Source organism: Sorangium sp. So ce176 (genome assembly GCF_051519835.1).
Classification (GTDB): Bacteria; Myxococcota_A; Polyangia; order Polyangiales; family Polyangiaceae; genus Sorangium; species Sorangium cellulosum_G.
The window spans coordinates 10,319,543-10,337,752 of the sequence record NZ_CP150371.1; the positions used below are offsets into that span (position 1 = coordinate 10,319,543).

Sequence of the window (18,210 nt, forward strand, 5' to 3'; positions counted from 1 at the left end):
CTCCCCTCTGTGCCCTCTGTGCCTCTGTGGTTCAATCTCTTCTCTTCCCATCCCGGAGCCACGGACGAGCTCTGTGGTTCAATCTCTTCTCTTCCCATCCCGGAGCCACGGACGAGCTTCCGGGGACGCGGCGCTCCACGACAGCTCCGCGGCTGCGAGCGGCTGCTGACAAGCTCGAGGAACCCCCGCACCTCGGCGTCCCGGTGCCGCCGCGCTGCATCAGCAGGGCGCGACGGGACATCGCCGTTTCATCTGTCCCCGCGGTCCGTGCCTGGCCCAGCCGGCCGCCGCGCGGCGGGAGGCGCCAACGTCGCGCGGCGTCCGCTCCGAGGCCGCCGGCCGAGCGCGCCGGCACGGCCCGGCGACGCCGCACCGGCAGGTCATTCCAGCAGCGACAGCCGATCCCCTGGTGAGGGCGTCGCGCGCCGTTCATCCGCTGTACCGTGCCGCGCGCGTGTGAGAGGATCGCGATCGCCCATGAAGAGGATCAAGCTCAAGCTCCACAGCGACGAGTACCACCTCAGCGCGGTCGGCTACCTGTTCGAGGACCCCCCACCGGACATGGATCCGGCGGGCGTGCGGCCGTTCTCGATCCGCAACACGGTCTTTCCCGAGTTCGATCTGGAGCCCGGCAACTACGTATTCCGCTTCAGGATCCGGAACGGCAGCGGGAAGTTCCAGATCTTCGCCTTCGACCCCAAGACGAACCAGAGCACGCGCGCGGAATACGACACGTCGAGCGGCGCAGAGCACCTCACGTTCAAGTTCACGGTGACGCCATGAAACGATCGCTGCTGCTCCTGCCCACCGCGGCGCTGCTCTCGCTCTCGCTGACCTCGCCCGCCCTCGCCCAGAGCGCGCCGCCGCCGTCGGATCCGGCGCCGCCGGGCGCGCCGCCCACCCCGCCTGCGGCGCCCGTCGCGCCCGTCTCCCCCGCGGCGCCCGTGCCGCCCGCCGCCGCGCCCCTCCAGCCCGTCGCCCCGACGCCAGACGCCGGCGCGGCCGCGGCGCCCGCGCAGCCGGGCCGCGCCATCTCGCCGGTCGCGCCGGGCGCCTCGAACGCGCCGATCTCTCCGATCGCCCCCGCCCCCGGCGCGCCCATCTCGCCGGCGGCCACGGGCCGCGAGCTGGTCTATCTCGTCCCGGCCGAGGTCACGGGCGCCTCCGACGGGACGGCGCTCGCGCGCGTCGGCTTCGGTGTGCTGGCCGGGTTCGGCGAGGTGACGGATCCGACGGCGTGGGACGTGAGCACCGTGCTCCAGGCCGAGGTGGCGACCGACAACGGGCTGGCTACGCTGATCGGCCTCTCGAGCGCCGACGAGACGGCCCAGGCGCCCGTCGGCAGCCTGCGCCTCTCCGCGTCGTTCGCGCGCCTCGACTTCGAGGGCGAGGGCAGCTCGGCGTATCCGCCGCTGATCCTCTACGTCGGCGGCAAGGTCGGCCGCACGCGGTTCAGCTACCTCGGCCCCGGCCCCGAGCGGCGCGACGAGAGCCTGCCGCCCACCTTCGTGCCGCGCGAGATCATCGCCGTGCCCTGGAGCGTCGGCGCGGCGGCGGTCTACGTCGGCGAAGGCGGGAAGAAGCTCGCGCCGACCCTCGAGGGGCAGATCGCGTTCGACTCGCGCTGGACCGCGTCGGCGGACACGCTCGACTGGTGCGAGCCCGTGGGCGACGTCGTCCGCGGCGTCGATCCGGTCACCCAGTCCACGGAGTACGCCCCGGTCACCCGCTGCCGGCGCGAGGTGCTCGGCGCGCCGGCGAAGAGCCAGGAGCTCACGATCACGGCGCACGCCGGGCTCGTCGACAAGGTGGCGAACGCCACGTTCCGCGCGTCGATCGGCGCGCGGGTCGCCGTCGCGCTCAACGACGAGGCGCCCGCCGACGTCGGCGTCAACGTGCGCGCCCCGGTCTACGTGACGCTGGCGCGCGCGCCGGAAGGGACGAAGTACCGCGGGCTCATCCGGCTGATGCCGGCGCTCAGCGTGATCCGGCGCTCGACCGGCGAGACGGACGTCGGCGGCATGCTCGAGATCAGCTTCCTCGGCCAGCGCGCGATGTTCTCCGACAACTACACGGACCTCTGACGGCCGGCGCCGGCAGGCGCGGGCCAGCGCGCTGCACGCGCAGCGAAGGCCGCCCACGCAGGCGCCGCGGCGCGCCCACAGCGCCGCGCGCGCCGCCCGCCGCGGCAAACACCGTCGCAGCGACCTCCGGCCGGGCTCGGCTGTCGCGGGCGCCTGGCGCCGTCCCGCACTTTCTTGGCCCACTGCGCCAGCATCCGCTACCGACGCACGAGAGCAGCGGTGGCGCACCCGGAAGCATCGGATGGGTCGCCGCGGCTCGCTAGGGAGACAGCGATGGGCCCGAGCGCGGCGTACAAGGTGGAGGGGCTTTGCGACGGGGTGCCGGCGCCGAGCGGCGTGGAGGGGCGCAAGCAGGGGCAGCTCAGCCTCTGCAGCGCCCCCACGATGCCGTTCAGCTCGCACGCGGGCAGCGTGGAGGGACCGCCGGCGTCGAGGCCCTGGTGCGTCGACCACGGCGACCACCTCGAGGCGATGAGCACGGTCGAGCTGTGGCGCGCGCTCGAGGAGGGGGAGCTCCCGCACAGCACGCGCGTGTGGCGCGAGGGCCTCGAGTGCTGGACGCCCGCCGGCGAGGTGAAGGCGCTCGGCTGGACGATCTCGCAGCCGCCCCCGCGCGACGAGGCGCCCGCCGTCTCCGCCGCGGGCGACGGTCCCGAGTCCACCGGTCCGCTCAGCTTCGCGCTGACGCCCGACGACCTCAGGTCCGTCGCGCCCCGCTTTCACCAGGACGGCCCCGCGAGGGCCCGCGACGAGCGCGCGGACTCCTTCGTGCTCGGCCCGTTCCCGCTGGCCGAGTCCGCGGCGCAGCGCGAGACGCCCTCGCCGCCGATCTCCCTCGAGATCCCTTCCTGCTTTCCGGCGATCCCCTCGTCCGCGCCCGACACGCTCCCGAGCGCCGTGGCCCCGCGGCTCAGCGCCGCGCACCTCGGTCCGGCGCGCGGCGCGCGCGACGCGGCCCAGGCGGCGCGCGGGCGGGCGTCGGGCACCTGGTCGCGGCTGGCGCGGCGGGCCCGCGCTTCCCGCAATGCGGTCTCGATCGCCGCGGGCAGCGCGGCCGTCGTTCTCGTGCTGGGCCTCTCCGTGCTGAGCGCGCTCGGCCCCGCGCGCGCGCCAGCGAAGGCCGCGGCCCCGCCGGCGGCGCACCGCGGCGTCGCGCAGGGCGTCGCGGCGGCCGCCGCCCAGGTCGTCCTCCCCGTCCCGGAGCTCGCCGGGGCGGCCGGCGCTGCGGGTCTGCCCGGCGCCGCCGCCCTCCCCGCCGCCGCCGCCCTCCCCGCCGCGGCCCAGGCGACCTCCGCGCTCGAGGGCGCCGCCTCGGCCGAGGATCCCGGCGCGCCCGCGCCGCCGGTCCACCGCGCGGGGAAGGCTCCGGCGGCGGCCGGCGCGAAGCCGGCGCCCGTGGGTCGGCGCGAGCGCGGGCAGTTCCGCCTGCGGCGAGGTCGATCCGAGGCGGACACCGCGCGCGGCATCAGCTATCCGGGTCGCGGCCCCGGCTCATGGGTCGGGACGGGTGCGATCGAGCGCGACTCGCGCTAAGGTGCGCGCCGCGCGGCGGTCAGCTCCGATCCCGCGGCACTCCGGCGTCGTTCAAGGGCAGGACGGGGGACTTTGAATCCCCTAATCGTGGTTCGAATCCACGCGCCGGAACCAATGAGCGCCCGCGATCTCTGAGGGGGATCGTGGCGGGCAGCCTCCATCGAGCGCACGGGAGCGCCTCCGGCGCGGTCGCGCCGCGTCGCGGGCGCTACGGGCGCCGTTGCCTGCTCGCTATTGTCTGGCGCGGCCGCGCCGGGGTTGTTTACCGTTGTCTCACCGAGGGCTCCGCGCCTGCCGCGCGGCGGGGGCGAGGCCTTGCATCCTGGAGGACCGGACGGCGTGGCGAGCGATGAAGGGGACGACCGCGAGCGCGGCGTACCGGCCCATGCAGATGCGGACCGCGGGCGCGGCGCTCCGGCCCGCGCGGACGTGGTGCGCGGGCGCGCCGTACCGGCCCGCCCTGACGGAGACCGCGGGCGCGGCGCTCCGGCCCGCGCCGACGGAGACCGCGGGCGCGGCGCGCCGATCCGCGCGGCCGTGGAGCCGGAGCGGGAGCTCACGGAGCAGCTCGACGCGAGCGAGTCCCAGTTCATCGCGCGGCTCGTCGCGCGCGACGAGAGCGCGTTCAACGAGCTCGTGGTCCTGTACGAGCGCCGCGTGTTCGCGCTCGTCTACCGCATGCTTGGCCGACGTGACGAGGCCGAGGACCTGTCCCAGGAGGTCTTCGTGCAGGTCTTCAAGGCGATCGACCAGTTCCGCGGCGAGTCGAAGCTCTCGACCTGGATCTACCGCATTGCCGTGAACCTCTGTAAGAACCGGACGAAGTACCTCTCGCGCCGCCACGCTGGCGCCCAGGACGATGTCGACGCCATGGCCGAGCGGGTGCCGCTGTCGGCCGCCAAGGGCGTGAGCGTCGGCGACGTGAGCCGCCCCGACGAGCTCGTGGAGGGGATGCAGCTCGAGGCGGTCGTGAAGCGCGCCATCGGGCAGCTCGATCCCGAGTTCCGGGAGGCGCTCATCCTTCGCGACGTCGAGGACATGTCCTACGAGGAGATCGCCTCGGTGACGGGGCTGCCGGACGGGACGGTGAAGAGCCGGATCCATCGCGCGCGCGGGCAGCTCCGCGCGCTGGTCGAGAAGGTGATGGGCGAGAAGATGAGGGGCGGGAAATGAGCGGATCGGACGACCCCAGGCGCACGGGGCAAGCCGAGGATCCTGCCGCTCCCGGCGTGGAGAGCGGCAGCCGTCCCACGGCGCCGCCCCTGGAGCGATCGCGCGACGCCGCGCCGCGCGCCGCTGCGCCGCCGCGCGATCTGCCCGACGACGGCGACTTGCCCGACGACGGCGACTTGCCCGACGACGGCGATCTGCCGCTCGTCGACGAGGTCGATCTGCGCGAGCTCGTCCGCGGCGCCATGCGCGCGCCCCCCGCGGCTCCGCCGAGCCTGCTCCGCGGCGTGCAGCAGCGCATCCGCACGCGCTCTCGCGGGAAGTTCTACGGCGACGGCTGGAGCACCGCGCGCTCGCCGCGCTCGACGTACCTGATGACGAGCCTGTTCATGCTCGCCCTCATCGCCTTCGTCTTCCTCGTCCTGGTCCCCTGGAGCGGCGGCGCCCTCCCCTGAGCGGCGCTCACCCGCGTCGGAGACGGGCCCATCTCGACGTTTTCGGTGCTCGGCGTGCTGGAGCACGCCTGCGCGCCGAAAACGCCGATCTGGACCCGTCTCCTGTGCGGGTGAACGCCGCTCGGCGACGCCGGCGGCACGGAGCCGCTGCGGAGATCGGACGCTCGAGGTCGGGGGTTATTGCGTCCAGCGGACGAGGACGCACGTGACGTTGTCGGGGCCGCCGTTCTCGTTCGCGCGCTCGATCAGCTTCGAGGTCGCGACCTGGATGTCCTGGTGGTCCGACAGGATCTGGGCCATCTCGTGGTCGCTCACCGGGCCGGAGAGGCCGTCGGAGCAGAGGACGTAAAGGTCGTTGAGCTGCGGCACCTCGAAGCGGGTGTCGACCTTGACCGTGTCCTTCATGCCGAGCGCGCGCACAATCACGTTCTTGTGCGGGAAGTTCGCGATCTCCTCCGGCGTGAGCCGCTTCATCTTGATGTAGTCGTTGAGCAGCGAGTGGTCCTCGGTGAGCATCTCGAGGCGGCCCTCGCGGAAGCGGTAGACCCGGCTGTCGCCGACGTGGGCGACGTAGACGCCGTCGTTCGCCGTGAAGATGCCGACGAACGTCGTCCCCATTCCCCGCTTCTTCGCCTCGCGCTGCGCCGTCTCGTAGATACGCAGGTTCGCGAGCTTGATGCCGGTGATCAGCCGGTTTTCCTCATAGCCCTTGGACCGGTCCATCTTGTAGGGCCAGGTGCGCTCCGGGTCGTCCTGCGTCTGCGCGAAGAAGTCCTGCATCGCGTCGACAGCCATCTTCGACGCGACCTCGCCCGACGCATGCCCCCCCATCCCATCGGCGACCATGAAGAGGCCGTACTCCACCATGATGCCGAAGTTGTCCTCGTTGTGGTTGCGCTTGCGCCCGACGTTCGTCTCGCCGGCCACCTCGATTCGAAACGTTTGGGACACGGATCACCCGATCGAAGGCCCCGCGCGAGGCGCGAGGCTGAATGAGAACCGCGAGCGCGCTAGACCGAGCCGCTCAAGCCCGATCCTGGAGGTTTGGTTGACGGAGTGTCAACCGGATCGCGCCCGAGCGCCGAGCTTATAGAATCCGCGCGCGGCCCCCCATCATTTTTCGCTTACTTGCGGTACTCTTCCGTGGCTTTGCCGCTTGAGCTCGGCGGCGGGAGCTCGGCCTCGGGCGCGGGCTTCTTCGCCGCGGCGGCCTTCGGATCCGGCGCGGCGCGGAGCAGGACCGCGACCTGCCGGTACTTGCCGCGGCTGAGCAGCAGCAGCGGCACCTTCTCGCCGACCGCGTGCGTGCGGATCGCGTCGGAGAGCGCCTCGGGGCTGGTGACGGGCACGCCGTCGACGGCGAGGATCATGTCGCTCGCGGCGCGATCGCCGCCCTGCAAGCGGGCCTCGTCCGCGGGGCTCTCGGGGTGGACGACGGTGACCCGGACCCCCTTCGCGACCGGCGAGGCCTCGCTCACCCCCTGGATCCCGAGCCACGCCGCGGGCTGGACCGCCGTCGCCGGCACCGCGCGAAGGAAGCCCCGGATCGCGCTGATCGGCGCGCCGTAGGCGACCGGCGTGCAGGGCTTGCCCTCGTTCGGGGCGCAGCCGCGGCCGAGGATCGCGACGACCCGGCCGTCCTCGTCGACGATCGGCGCGCCGAGATCGAGCGGCGAGACGCGCGACCCGAGCTCGATCGCGTTGTCGAGCTGCCTGTCGTCGCCGCCGATCAGCGTCTTGCGCGCCCGCAGCACGAGCGGGACGGGCGCGACCTTGCCGCGGGCCGCCGAGAACGAGCGGATCTGCGCGTCCGGGCGCACCGGATCGCGCGACGAGGCGGTGAGCCCCTCGGTCCACCGGCCTGTCTGCGGCACGAGCAGCGCGAGGTCCCACACCCGGTCGTGGTGGCCGAGCTTCACCCGCACGGTGGTCCCGTCGGCGAGGCGCGCCGACAGATCGTTGCCCGCGCCGAGCGGCGAGAGCGCCGTGAGGATGCGCCCGTCGCCCGCGAGCACCGCGCCGAGGCCGAGCACCTGCCCGCCCCGCTCGATGATCGCCACGCCGCGCGCGGCGCGCTCCTCGACGGGGCGCTCCGCCTTGTCCTTCTCGGCCGGGCCCCTCTTCGGCTCCGCGTCCGCGGGGGCCGCCCTGCGGTCCTTCCCGCCCACGTCGGCGCGCGCCGGGATCACCTTCCTGCGCGCCTTCGGGGCGGGCGGCGGGGCCTCGGCCTCCTGGGCCTCCTCGTCCAGCTCCTCCGCTTCCTGCGCGAGCGCCGCGGACGACGAGAGCGCGCCCGCGACGGACAGGGCAAGGGCGAACGCGAGGGACCGTCTCCATCGCTTCACAGGCGAGGTGTCAACGGGCGCGCTCGGTCCGGCATCTCCGGGCGCGAGTGCCTTCGCGAGCACAGACAGGCTTGTCTCATTCATAAGCGCGGCTCCTGAGGCGACTGCCGATTCTGCTGCGGCTGGGATCGTATTGCAAAAGGCAAAGGCCGGACCCGCCTGTACTGTGGGATCGGGCACCGGAAGCCGCCGGGGGGCGGGGGCGAAGAAGAAATCCGGTCACGAACCCGGGGGACGCGGACACATGGCCGGCGATGAGGCAGCGATGGCAGCTGGGCTAGCGCTCGTGGGGGCGGGGGACGGCGCGCGGGCCGAGGGCGACGCGCGGACCGAGGGCGACGCGCGGGCCGACGAGGCGCGGGCGATCGAGGGGCTGATCGGGGCAGGCGACTTCCGGGAAGCGCTGTCGCTGTGCGCCAGGGCTTACGCGATGCCGCTGGGCCGGCTGTGCATGGCGTTCACGGGATCGCAGGCCGAGAGCGAGGAGCTGGTGCAGGAGACGCTGCTCGCGGCGCTCGACGCGTTCCCCCAGTACCGCGCCGAGGGGAGCGTGCGGGCCTGGCTCTTCGGGATCGCGCGGCGCCTCTGCGGGCGTCACACGGAGATCAAGGCGCGGCGGGAGGCGCGGCTGCGCCTCGTGCACGACACCCGGCCGCGGCCCGACGCGAGCGAGATCGCGCTGGAGCGGGAGCGGGCCGAGCGCGCCCGCGCGGCCCTCGCGCGGCTCAAGCCGAGCGAGCGCGAGGCGGTGGTGCTGCGGTTCGAGGCGGGGCTCTCCTTCAAGGAGGTGTCCATCGCGTGCGGGATCGACGAGGCGACGGCGCGCAAGCGGGTCAGCCGCGCGCTCGGGCGGCTCAGGGCCGACCTGGGCGAGGAGTGAGGGCGATGAGCGCGACAGGAACGGGTTCGGCTGGGCTGTGCGGCGAGGTCGAGGAGCAGCTCGCGGAGGTGATCGACGGGACGGCGCGGCCGTCGCTGTACGAGCACATCGCCGGCTGCGACGCGTGCCGCGACCTCCGGCACGACGCGGCGCGGGCCGCGGAGGCCGCGGCGGCGGCGGGCGCTGATTTCCGGCCGGCGGACGACTTCGCGGAGGCGCTGCTCCGGCGGATCGAGGCCGCGCGCCCCTCGGAGGGCGCGACGAGCGGCGCCGTCCTCAGGGCGGTGCCGGAGGCGGGCCACGGCGAGGCGGCGGCCGACGCGCGCCACGGCGAGGCGACGGCCGACGCGCGCGACAACGAGGCGACGGCCGACGCGCGCCACGGCGAGGCGACGGCCGACGCGCGCGACAGCGACGTGCGCGCTGGTGAGGCGACGGCCGACGCCCGCACCGGCGGCGCCCTGACCGGCGCGGACACAGGCGCGCCGCGCTCCTCCAGCGCCGGGCGCGCCGCGCCGGCGCCGCGCCGCGCGCGGGGCGCGCTCTTCGGGCGGCGCCCCGCCATCGCCGCCGCCGCCCTCACCGCCGCGGCGGCCATGGTGGCCGGCGTCGTCCTGCTGCGCGACGACAAGGACGGCCCGGCCAGCACGGCGGCGGCGGTCAGCTCGCCCTGGTCCGGAAAGGTCGCCTCCGTGTCGCGCGCCTCGGCCGACAGATCCGGCGGCCTCGAGGCGTGCGACGCCGCCGGCGCCTGCGCGCCGCTCGTACCGGGCGCCGAGCTCCCCGAGGGCGCGACCCTGCGCACCGACGCGCGGACACGCGCGCACGTCGCGCTCCAGGACGGCTCCGCGCTCGCGATCGACCGCGGCTCGCGCGTGTGGCTCGGCGCCGGCGACGCCCGAGCCGCGCGGGTGGACGAGGGCGCCGTCGTCCTCGATGTCGTCCCGGCCGCCGGCGCGCCGCCCGCGCGCATCAAGGTGCCCCACGGCGAGATCGAGGTGCTCGGGACGAAGCTCGCTGTCACCGCGAGCGCGGAGCGCGCCTCCGTCGAGGTCGCGCGCGGCGCCGTGCGCGTCACCGGCGAGAAGGGCGAGCCCGTCGAGGTGCGCGCCGGCGAGGAGGCCACGCTCGAGAGGGGCGCCGCGCCGCGGGTCGCGAGCTCGACGTCGCTCGCCGACTCGCTCTCGTGGAGCGACAGGTCCGCCGAGGAGGCCGACGCCCCCGCGCTCCGCGGCCTCGGCGAGCTCCGGGCGCGCAAGCCGGGCGCCACGCAGGAGAAGGAGCGGGCCGTGCGGCTCGCGAAGCACGCGGTCAAGGTGCGGATCGTCGACGTCGTCGCCAGGACCGAGATCGACGAGACCTTCGCCAACGACACCGACGAGGAGCTCGAGGGCATCTTCCGCTTCCCGCTCCCGCCGGGCGCGCAGATCGAGCGGCTCGCGCTCGAGGTCGACGGCAAGCTCATCGAGGGCGCGTTCGTCGACCGCGATCGCGGGGCCGCGATCTGGCGCGGCGTCCTCCAGAACGCCGCCCCCAAGGCCCCCAAACCGCGCGAGGAGATCATCTGGGTCCCCGGCCCGTGGCGCGACCCCGCGCTGCTCGAGTGGCAGCGCGGCGGCCGGTTCGAGCTGCGCATCTTCCCCATCCCGAAGCGCGGCGCGCGCCGCGTCGTGCTCACCTACACGCAGCTCGTCGAGCAGGCCGCCGGCGTCCGGCGCTTCACCTACCCGCTCGCGCACGACCAGAGCGGCACGACGACCATCGGCGACTTCTCGCTCGACCTCCAGGTGCTCGGCCACGACCGGGAGTTCGGCGTCGAGACGCGCGGCTACGAGCTCGCCGCGGCGCCCGCCGAGGGCGCCGCCGACCGGCGCACGCTGCACGCGCAGGGGTTCACGCCGGCCGGCGACCTCACGGTCGAGTACGCGCTCCCCGATCGCGATCGCCCGGTCACGGCGTGGGCCTACCGGATGCCCCCCGCCGCGGCGACGGCGCCCGAGCCGAAGGCGGCCACATCGCCGCCGGCCCCGCGCAGGCCGGCCGGGGCGCCGGGGAGCGGCGGCGCGGAGCACGAGGCGTCGCTCGCCGCGGCGCGCGCCATCGCGGGCGACGCCTCGCCCTACGTCGCGATCGCGCTCCGGCCCCGGCTCCCCCGCTGGGAGCAGGCGACGTCGCGGCGCCACGCGATCGTCGTCGACTCGAGCCGCTCGATGATCGGCGAGCGCTTCGCCCGCGCGACGCGGCTCGCCTCGTCGATCGTCCGCGAGATGGACAGGCGCGACGAGGTCGTCGTGCTCGCGTGCGACACGCTCTGCCGCTCGCTCGGCGAGGGCGGCCAGGCCGGCGCCGCGCGGCCCATGGCGCCCGGCGCCGCGTCGGCCGACGAGGTCGAGCGGTTCCTCGGCCGCATCGAGCCCGACGGCGGCAGCGATCTCGCCGCGGCGATGATCGCGGCGCGCGCGGCCGCCGGCCCGCTGCAGGGCAAGGAGCTGCGGATCCTCTACCTCGGCGACGGCACGCCGTCGGTCGGGCCGACGCGCCCCTCGCACATCGAGGCCGCGGTGCGCGGCGCCGTCCCCGCGGACGGCGCCGCCGTCGTCGCTGTCGCGCTCGGGAGCGACGCGGACACGACGTCGCTCCGGGCGCTCGCGCGCGGCGGCGGCGGGGTGATGGTCCCCTACGTGCCCGGCCAGCGGGTCGCGAGCGCGGCGCAGTCGGTCCTCGGCGCGGCCTACGGCCTCGTGCTGCGCGATCCCGAGATCGAGCTGCCCCCCGGCCTCACCCAGGTCACGCCGGCGCGGCTCGACCCGATCCGCGCCGGCGGCGAGGCGTTCGTCATGGCGCGGATGAGCTCCGGCGCCGACGTCACCGGCGAGATCCGCCTCCGCGGCCGCGTCTCGGGCGAGCGCTTCGAGCAGACCTACCCCGTCACCATCGCCGCCGGCACGGGCGCGGGCAACGCCTTCGTCCCCCGCCTCTACGCGGCGGCGAAGATCGCGGAGCTCGAGGAGACAGGCGGCGACGCGCAGAAGCCCGCGATCATCGAGCTGTCGCGGCGCTTCTCCGTGGCGAGCCGGTTCACGTCGCTGCTCGTCCTGGAGAGCGAGGCGATGTTCAAGGCGTTCGGCCTCGAGCGGGACGGCCTCGCCTCGGCCTTCACCGGCGAGGAGCAGGCCGAGCGCGTGAGCGCGAGCGCCGCGGGGGAGCAGCCCGACGACGCAGCGAACGACGCGAGCGCGTTCAACGACGACCTCGAGGCCGAAGCGCCGAAGGGGAGGGCGGAGTCGAAGGAGGAACGGTCCCAGGCCGCGGCGGACCTCGGGGTGTCGGGCACGGGGTTCGGCGGAGGCGGCCGGTCCAGCCTGGACGCGCTCCCCAGACGGGCGAGGCCGGCACCGCCGGCGAAGGCGGCGGCGCCCATGTCCCCCCCGCGCCCGAGCGGGCCTGGCTCGCCGTTCCTCGACAGGGACTTGCCGGCGGAGATCGCCGAGGGAGACGCGCCGAGGCCGGCGGCCACAAGCGCCCGCCCGCCCGAGCCCGCCTGGCAGCCGCCGGCCCCGCGGCGGATGGTCCCGATGCGCCGGGTCTTCGACCGCCGCGTGAGCTTCGACGCGACGAACACGCTCGCGCCCGAGGGCGCCGCGAAGACGGCGACCGCCGAGGCGGCGCTCGCGGCGTCCCCGGACAGCCGCGACCGGACGATGGGCCTCTACGCGCTCTACGCCACGACCGGCCGGCTCGGCGAGGCCCAGGAGCTGACCGCGCGCTGGAGCGGCCGCGACGCGCTCGACCCCGACGCGCTGATCGCCCGCGCCGACCTCGCGGCCCGCCAGGGCGATCGCGACAGCGCGGCGCGCATCCTCGGCGGCCTCGCCGACGTGCGCCCCGGCGACAGGGCCGTCCAGACGCGCCTCGCCGATCTCTGGGACGCCGCGGGCCGGCCCGCGTTCGCGTGCCAGCACCGGGTGGCGCTCGCCGACCTCGCGCCCGCCGACGCGCGGCTCGTCGCCGCCGCGATCCGGTGCGCCGGCGAGGGCGGCATGGGCGAGCTCGCGAGCCAGCTCCGCCTCGACGTGACCTCCGCCATCCGGGCGGAGGTCGACCGGCGCCTCGCGCAGCCGGACGCCGCGCCGCCCGCCAGCCTCTCGGGCGACGTGCAGCTCAGCGCCGAGTGGAGCGGCGGCGCCGATCTCGACCTCGCGCTCATCGACGCGCAGGGCCGGCGCCTCTCGTGGATGGGCTCCACGCTCGGGTCGGTCGGTGTGCGCTCGCGCGACGCGACAAGCACGCGCGCCGAGTCGCTCGCGCTGCGCGGCCTCCCCAAGGGCAGCTACATCGTCGAGATCGCGCGCGCCTCCGCCGGGGAGGAAGGCGCGCCGTCCGCCCCTCCCGGCGGGGCCGGCGTCGTGCGCGGCGAGCTGACCCTGCGTCTCGCGGGAGAGACGCGCAAGATCCCCTTCACGCTCGAGGGCGCGCGGCGCGAAGTCGGCGCGGTGCGCGTCTTCTTCACCTCCCGCCTGGTGCCCGTCGACGAGCTCCCGGCGCTCCCGGTGCGCCCCTGGTGACGTGGTGACGCCGGCGCGCGCGCCGCGCCCTCGCCCGGAGAGCGCCTTTCCGGCGCATCTCCGGGCGCTCACCCGGGGAGTCGTCAGGGCCCCCCCGCCGCGCTCGTGTCGGGAGGAGATCCCCGATACAGTTTCGACATGAATCCGCTCGTCCCGGACTTCATCCTCGAACAGGATGCCGAAGGGCAGTACGCGGGAGCGGTCGACGCCGCCGTCCTGCACGTCTCGCTCCCGGCGGTCGTCGAGCTCGCCGAGCAGATGATCGCGCGTCAGGCGATCGATCCGGACGCGCTGCGCTCGCTGTTCGATCCGCTCTTCGAGGCCGTGCACCAGTCGGGCGGGTTCGTGGCGACGTTCTCGCCGGGCGGCGGGTTCACGGCGCTCTTCCCCGATCGGCCGGGGCGCAACGTCACCCGGCACGCCCGCAGCGCCGCCCTCGCGATGCGGCGCAGCCTCCTCGAGCTCGCCGCGCGCCGCGCGCTCGGCGCCGGGGGCGCGCAGATGCCGTTCCGGATCGGGCTCGCGTGGGGCTCGGTCCACTGGACGATCGTGCGCATCGCCGAGGATCGGGCGTACTTCCTGCTCTACGGCCCCGCGCTCGAGGCCTGCCAGGCGACCGACCGCGGGGGCGACGACAGCGAGCTCCACCTCGATCGCAGCTTCCGCGAGCGGCTCCCCGGCGCCGGCGCGCGCGAGAGCGCGGTGGAGTTCGACGACGCCGATCTCCTGAGCGGGCCTCCCTCGCTGACCGTCGCGTCGGCCCCGACGGACGCGGACGCCGAGTCGTTCCTGCCGCCGGGCGCGGGCGATCTCGCGCCGGAGGGCGAGATCCGGGAGGTGACGACTGTCTCGCTCTCGCTCGACCGGGTCGCGAGCCCGACGGAGCTCATCCAGCAGCTCCACGAGATCGCGGCGATGTACGGCGCCACGTTCGCCGGCATGAACGTGACCGAGCGCGGCTTCGGCGCGCTGTTCTACTTCGGCGCGCCCGTCTCGCACGAGAGCGACCACGATCGCGCCCTCGACTTCGCGCTCGAGCTGAAGAGCAACGGCCTCGGCGTGCAGCGGCTCGCGGTGGGCATCACCCGCGCGCGCTGCCTGATCGGCTTCTTCGGCGGCGCGGGCCGCCGCGAGTTCGCCTGCATCGGCCGCGCCGTCCACCTCGCCGCGCAGATCGCGCGCAAGGCCGCGCCGTCGTCGATCTGGGCGGACGAGCGGGCGTTCCTCGCGGGCGAGGCGAGCCACCAGTGGTCGACCGAGAACATCTTCCGGTTCGACGGGTTCGACCTGCCGATCCTCGTCTACTCGCTCGAGCGGCGGCGCATCGCCGTGCAGGAGGAGTTCTACGACCTCGGCCCCATCGGCCGCGAGGCCGAGCTCGAGCGGCTCACGCGCGCGCTCGAGCCGATCTTCACCGGGCGCTCCGCCGGGGTCGTCTACATCCTCGGCGAGGCGGGCATCGGCAAGAGCTACCTCGTGCACAGCTACCGCCACCAGCGCGCGCAGCTCATGGACATGCGCCCGCTCCTCTGGATCGAGGCCCGCTGCGACCAGACGCTGAACACGCCGCTCTACGCGTTCGAGTTCGCGCTGAAGGAGTACCTCGGGATCTCCTCGGAGATCGGCCAGCGCGCGAAGCAGGCCGGGCTCGATCTCGCGCTCCAGCTCCTCCTCGAGCGGCTGCCCGAGAGCTGGACCGAGGTGCGGGCGCGGATCGACCTGTCGCGCGAGGCGCTCGCGCGGCTGCTCCGGCTGCGGAGCGAGGAGCCGGCGACGCCGGAGGCCGAGGCCGAGCGGCGCGAGGAGGCGCTCGCCGCGCTCGCCGCGCTGCTCGTCGCGGAGAGCTCGCTCCAGCCGGTGGTGGTGCACCTCGACGACGCGCAGTGGGCCGACCCGACGTCGCTCGAGGCGGTGCGCGCGATCACGGCCGCCTGCCGGGATCTGCCGCTCGCGGTGATCTGCTCGGCGCGGCCGCCGGCGCCCGGAGGCGAGGAGGGCGCGGTGCGCATCCCGCTCGACGACGGCATCCCGTCGCAGGTGATCGAGCTCGCGCCGCTGCCGAAGGAGCGGCTTCTCGCGCTCGCGGAGCCGTTCTTCGGCGGCCCGCTCCCCACGATGCTCGAGTCGCTGCTCGGCCAGACCGCGGGCGGCAACCCGTTCTTCGCGCAGGAGATCCTCGCGTACTGGCTGGAGGACGGCCGGTACGGGTCGACGCACGAGGGCGCGCGCTCGAGCCGGTTCATGCCGCCGCGCACGGTGAACAGCCTGCTCGTCGCCCGGCTCGAGCGGCTCGAGCCGCGGACGCGGCAGACGGTCGTCTCCGCGGCGGTCCTGGGGCGGGAGTTCGACACGCGCGTGCTCGCCCGGATGATCCCGGACGCGTCGGTGCTCGTGGATCACCTGCGCTTCGGCGAGGCGCAGCGGATCTGGTCGCGGATGGGGGAGCACCGGTTCGAGTTCTGCACGGTGCTGATCCGCGACGCCGCGTACGGGATGCAGCCGAAGCCGGCGGCCGAGCGGCAGCACCGCCTCGCGACCGAGGCGCTCGAGGCCGTCTACGGCGACGACCTCGAGGATCAGCGCGCGGCGCTCGACAGCCACCGGAAGCTCGCGGGCTGAGCGCGCCTGGCCGCGCGGCCGCGGCCGCGCCATTGCCCGCTCGCGCGGCGGAGCGTTGTACCCCCTCGACGCCGCTGTGGAAGTGCGGCAACTGTCGCGCGCATGAGCACGGCCCATCAAGAAACTCACGCGGCCGCGGCGCACGACGCGAGCGACCACCACGGCTTCGACGGGGAGCCCGCCCGCGCGCTGCCGGCCGACGAGCCGCCCACCCCGAACTGGGTCCCTGCGCTGGGGCTCGCGATCTTCGTTGTCGCGGGCGTGACGTTCCTCGCGATGGGCAGCGGCGACGACGCCACGGGGAGCGGGCAGGCCGCCCCGGCCAACGCGCGTCCGGCGGCCGCGGCGGACGCTCGCCCGGCGGCCGCGGCCGGCGCCCGTCCCGCGGCTCAGGGTGACCAGCCCCCGCCCGGGCGCCGGCTGGCGCTGCCGGGCGCGCGTCCCGCCCCGCCCACCGGGCCCGCGGCGGGCGCGGCCGCGGAGACCCTGCGGGCCGCCGCGGCCCTCGGCGCCCCCGCCGCGCCTGGCTCGGCGAACCTGCGCAAGCTGACGCCCGAGGAGGTGGAGCGGGTGCGCAAGCAGATGCAGGAGGCGCGGCAGAAGAGCGGCGCGCAGCCGCCGGCCGCGCCGAGGTGAGCGAGCCGGTGGAGGTCTCCCCCGGCGCCCGCGTGCGCGCGGTGCTCGTGCTCGGCGCGGGCACGATGGGCCAGGGGATCGCGCAGGTCACGGCGGTCGCCGGCTACGTGACGCGCCTCCATGACGTCGACGCGGCGCGGATCGGCGCGGCGATCGAGGACATCAAGCGCTCGACCGATCGCCTCGTGCAGAAGGGCAAGATGCTCAACGAGGCGCGCAGCGAGATGATCGGGATGCTGGTCGCGTCGCCGGATCTCGACCGCGCGGCGGCGGACGTCGATCTCGTGATCGAGGCGGTGCCCGAGCGGATGGACCTCAAGGTCGAGGTGCTCGGCCGGGTGAAGGCGGCGGCGCCGGAGCGGGCGCTGTTCGGCTCGAACACGTCGAGCCTGAGCATCACGGAGCTCGGGCGCCGGCTCGGGGCGGGGGCGCGCACGGTGGGGCTCCACTTCTTCAACCCGCCGCCGGTGATGGAGCTGCTCGAGGTGGTGCGGGGCCTGGAGACCGACGAGGCGACGGTGAGGGCGGCGCTCTCGGTGGCGAGGCGCCTCGGCAAGACGCCGATCGTGGTGAACGACACGCCCGGCTTCGCGACGAGCCGGCTCGGGGTGGCGCTCGGCGCGGAGGCGATGCGGATGCTGGAGGCCGGGGTGGCGTCGGCGGTCGACATCGATCGCGCGATGGAGCTCGGGTACCGGCACCCGATGGGGCCGCTGAAGCTGACGGACCTCGTGGGGCTCGACGTGCGGCTCGCCATACTGGAGCACCTGCACCGAGAGGTCGGGGAGCAGTTCAGGCCGCCGGTGATCCTGCGGCAGATGGTGCGGGCGGGGAGGCTCGGGAAGAAGACAGGGGAGGGGTTCTACCGGTGGACCGAGGCGGGGGCCCAACCCATCGAGGGCGACGGCTGGCGTAGGGGGTAGAGAGCGCTCTGCACGCGCGCGGGGGCCCGCCGAACTCGCGCGGGCCCGTGCTTGCCCCTCGCTGCGCGAGGGACAAGCACGGGCAAGAGGCGCTCAGACATCGGCCCGTCCCCGCGCGCGTGCAGAGCGCTCTCTACCCCCTACGCCAGCTCCTGAAGAAAAAGGGGAGTCGTCGAGAGGGCAACGGGCGTCAGCGGGGAATGGGGAGTCGAGGACGGAGAAGGCTCGCGTGCTCCGTGGAGGAGCTCCGCGCAGCCGGGGAGGACGCGCTAGCGGTTCAGCTTGTCCTTCTTGGCGTTCTCTTCGGCCTCTTTCTGACGCTCGGCCTCGCGCTGGACGATGCGCTCCTTGACCGCGGCGTAGTCCTTCTCGTCCTTCACCCGACGATCGATCTGCTTCTGACGCTCCGTCACGGTCGCCGGATAGCCGCCCGCCTTGGGGTTGCTGGTCAGGAACGCGCCGTAAGCGCCCCACGCATCCCGCGCCCCCTGCCAGCTCTTCTGACGCTCTCGCAGATCCGCGAGGCAGAAGAGGACCTTGGCGTGCAACGCGTCCGTGCCCTTCTTGCCGAGCGCCGTCGTCCAGGCCGCCTCGGCCTCCGCCTGGTTGCCCGACTCGAGCATCGCCTCACCGAGACGGTAGAAGCCGAGCATCTTCGTGGGATCCAGCTTGATCGCCTCCTGGAAAGCCGCGATCGCGCCGGGGATGTCGCGCGCCACGAACGACCCCTGACCCTTCAGGATCTGCTCCGTGTACGGGCTGATGCCGCTCCGCCCCTCAGGATCCTTCGGCGACGTGGCCGCAGCAGCAGGCGGCGCCGCGGAGTCCGCAGCCGTCTGCTGGGCAGCGGCCGGCGCCGCAGCGGCGACAACAGCGAAAGCGAACGAGGCGATGACAGCAAGCGAACGGTCCTGCATGCCCGCCAAGGTACCGCAGCCACGCCTCGATGGGGAAACCTTGCTGCACAGGCCGACAACGCCAGGCAGCCCCGACGGGCCCC

Annotated in this window: 13 protein-coding genes and 1 tRNA gene; 11 read left to right on the forward strand and 3 right to left on the reverse strand. The window is 74.8% G+C overall.

Going from position 1 to position 18,210, the window contains the following annotated elements; all coding sequences use genetic code 11:
• Positions 1-477 precede the first annotated feature (477 nt).
• From WMF42_RS38940 to WMF42_RS38965, 6 genes are all read left to right on the forward strand, one after another.
• Positions 478-783 (forward strand): hypothetical protein, encoded by a 306-nt coding sequence (locus tag WMF42_RS38940; protein WP_434043670.1) that lies wholly within the window; start codon positions 478-480, stop codon positions 781-783.
• Positions 780-2,084, forward strand: a complete 1,305-nt coding sequence (locus tag WMF42_RS38945; RefSeq protein ID WP_437688241.1) for a hypothetical protein — start codon at positions 780-782, stop codon at positions 2,082-2,084. Before WMF42_RS38940 ends, WMF42_RS38945 begins: the two co-directional genes overlap by 4 nt.
• Positions 2,085-2,357: 273 nt before the next feature.
• Positions 2,358-3,617, forward strand: coding sequence for a GYF domain-containing protein (locus tag WMF42_RS38950; RefSeq protein ID WP_437688242.1), 1,260 nt, complete (start codon positions 2,358-2,360; stop codon positions 3,615-3,617).
• A 40-nt stretch (positions 3,618-3,657) separates the two neighbouring features.
• A tRNA-Gln gene (locus tag WMF42_RS38955) sits at positions 3,658-3,731 on the forward strand.
• A 423-nt stretch (positions 3,732-4,154) separates the two neighbouring features.
• Positions 4,155-4,790 (forward strand): sigma-70 family RNA polymerase sigma factor, encoded by a 636-nt coding sequence (locus WMF42_RS38960; RefSeq protein ID WP_061612732.1) that lies wholly within the window; start codon positions 4,155-4,157, stop codon positions 4,788-4,790.
• Positions 4,787-5,242, forward strand: coding sequence for a hypothetical protein (locus WMF42_RS38965; protein ID WP_061612733.1), 456 nt, complete (start codon positions 4,787-4,789; stop codon positions 5,240-5,242). Before WMF42_RS38960 ends, WMF42_RS38965 begins: the two co-directional genes overlap by 4 nt.
• A 177-nt stretch (positions 5,243-5,419) precedes the next feature.
• On the opposite strand, the gene WMF42_RS38970 is transcribed toward WMF42_RS38965, so the two are convergent.
• Together WMF42_RS38970 and WMF42_RS38975 are read right to left on the reverse strand one after the other, a co-directional pair.
• Positions 5,420-6,193 carry a Stp1/IreP family PP2C-type Ser/Thr phosphatase gene (locus tag WMF42_RS38970; protein WP_061612734.1) on the reverse strand — a complete coding sequence of 258 codons (774 nt, stop codon included), beginning with the start codon at positions 6,191-6,193 and terminating at the stop codon, positions 5,420-5,422.
• Positions 6,194-6,366: 173 nt separating this feature from the next.
• Positions 6,367-7,587, reverse strand: a complete 1,221-nt coding sequence (locus tag WMF42_RS38975) for a S1C family serine protease (protein ID WP_061612736.1) — start codon at positions 7,585-7,587, stop codon at positions 6,367-6,369.
• Positions 7,588-7,852: 265 nt separating this feature from the next.
• Here WMF42_RS38975 and WMF42_RS38980 point away from each other — a divergent pair, with 265 nt between their 5' ends.
• The 5 genes from WMF42_RS38980 (at position 7,853) to WMF42_RS39000 (ending at position 17,210) form a co-directional block, all read left to right on the forward strand.
• Positions 7,853-8,467, forward strand: coding sequence for an RNA polymerase sigma factor (locus WMF42_RS38980; RefSeq protein WP_437688243.1), 615 nt, complete (start codon positions 7,853-7,855; stop codon positions 8,465-8,467).
• 5 nt (positions 8,468-8,472) lie between these two features.
• Positions 8,473-13,032 carry a VIT domain-containing protein gene (locus WMF42_RS38985; RefSeq protein ID WP_437688244.1) on the forward strand — a complete coding sequence of 1,520 codons (4,560 nt, stop codon included), beginning with the start codon at positions 8,473-8,475 and terminating at the stop codon, positions 13,030-13,032.
• A gap of 138 nt (positions 13,033-13,170) precedes the next feature.
• Positions 13,171-15,651 carry an AAA family ATPase gene (locus WMF42_RS38990; RefSeq protein ID WP_061607749.1) on the forward strand — a complete coding sequence of 827 codons (2,481 nt, stop codon included), beginning with the start codon at positions 13,171-13,173 and terminating at the stop codon, positions 15,649-15,651.
• Between the two features lie 102 nt (positions 15,652-15,753).
• The gene (locus tag WMF42_RS38995; protein ID WP_437688245.1) at positions 15,754-16,287 is read left to right on the forward strand and encodes a hypothetical protein; all 534 of its coding nucleotides are present in this window, start codon (positions 15,754-15,756) and stop codon (positions 16,285-16,287) included.
• Between the two features lie 8 nt (positions 16,288-16,295).
• Positions 16,296-17,210 carry a 3-hydroxyacyl-CoA dehydrogenase family protein gene (locus WMF42_RS39000; protein ID WP_437688246.1) on the forward strand — a complete coding sequence of 305 codons (915 nt, stop codon included), beginning with the start codon at positions 16,296-16,298 and terminating at the stop codon, positions 17,208-17,210.
• A 269-nt stretch (positions 17,211-17,479) separates the two neighbouring features.
• On the opposite strand, the gene WMF42_RS39005 is transcribed toward WMF42_RS39000, so the two are convergent.
• Positions 17,480-18,127: a tetratricopeptide repeat protein gene (locus tag WMF42_RS39005; RefSeq protein WP_233561899.1), complete on the reverse strand. Its 648-nt coding sequence runs from the start codon at positions 18,125-18,127 to the stop codon at positions 17,480-17,482.
• Between the last annotated feature and the right edge of the window lie 83 nt (positions 18,128-18,210).